Here is a 1,017-nt window from a genome sequence, read left to right on the forward strand (position 1 = left end):
CACTTGCTCATCCATCCGTCCCAAGTATTCGATTACCCCGTCACTTCTATATCTGGCCAAGTCTCCCGTTCGATAAAGGCGATTGCCAAATCGACGGTGCGGATCACGGATGAAACGTTCCTCTGTTAATGACGGACGGTGAATATAACCGCGGGCCAACCCTTTTCCACCAATATAAATTTCGCCAGGAACACCGATAGGTACTTGTTCCAAATTTCGGTCCAGCAAATACGTTTGGGTATTAGCGATAGGACGGCCGATCGGAATGGTTCCTTCTTCGTCCTCAATCTTGTGGATCGTCGCGCAAACCGTCGATTCAGTCGGGCCGTACGCGTTAAACAACTTCCTGCTGGAATTCCATTCGGATAGCAACCCAGACGTACTGGCTTCCCCAGCTATAATTAATACTTTTAATGTTGGAAGGTTTATAGGCTTCATGACACTAAGCGCGGTTGGCGGCAAGGTCACGCATGTGATTTCATGCTCCCGCAGCAAGTCAAGTAATTCTGGACCTGGGAGCAGTCGATCCTGGATAGCCAATACCAGGCATGCTCCTGACAAAAGACTCATGACCATTTCAGAGACGAAAGCGTCAAAGCTGACGGAAGCAAACTGAAGAATCCGGTCCGACTTCCCGATTCCAAATTCATTGATTTGCGCATACGCCAGGTTGTTAATTCCTTCGTGTTCGATCATGACCCCCTTAGGCTGACCCGTTGAACCTGAAGTATAAATAACGTATGCCAAATTGTCCGTGGTCGCTGCCGAATTAAGTTTGGCGTCATTACCCCTAGACCATTCCTGATCCAGACACACCGTTGGCACTTCCGTGTGCGGCAGTAGGGGAAGTACATCTTCCGACGTAAGCAGCACCGAAGCTTTGGAGTCCTTCAACATGTAGGCCAGACGTTCTTGAGGATACGCCGGATCCAGTGGCACATAAGCGCCGCCTGCTTTCCAAATGCCTAGAATTGAAACGATAAGATCAGTCGATCTATTCAAGCAAAGACCGACCAA

Annotated in this window: 1 protein-coding gene; it reads right to left on the reverse strand. The window is 49.2% G+C overall.

Going from position 1 to position 1,017, the window contains the following annotated elements; genetic code table 11:
- A partial coding sequence (locus JCM10914_RS28120; RefSeq protein ID WP_158442491.1) for an amino acid adenylation domain-containing protein occupies positions 1–1,002 on the reverse strand: 1,002 nt, incomplete at its 3' end.
- Positions 1,003–1,017 lie beyond the last annotated feature (15 nt).

Source organism: Paenibacillus sp. JCM 10914 (assembly GCF_001315105.1).
Classification (GTDB): domain Bacteria; phylum Bacillota; class Bacilli; order Paenibacillales; family Paenibacillaceae; genus Paenibacillus_AQ.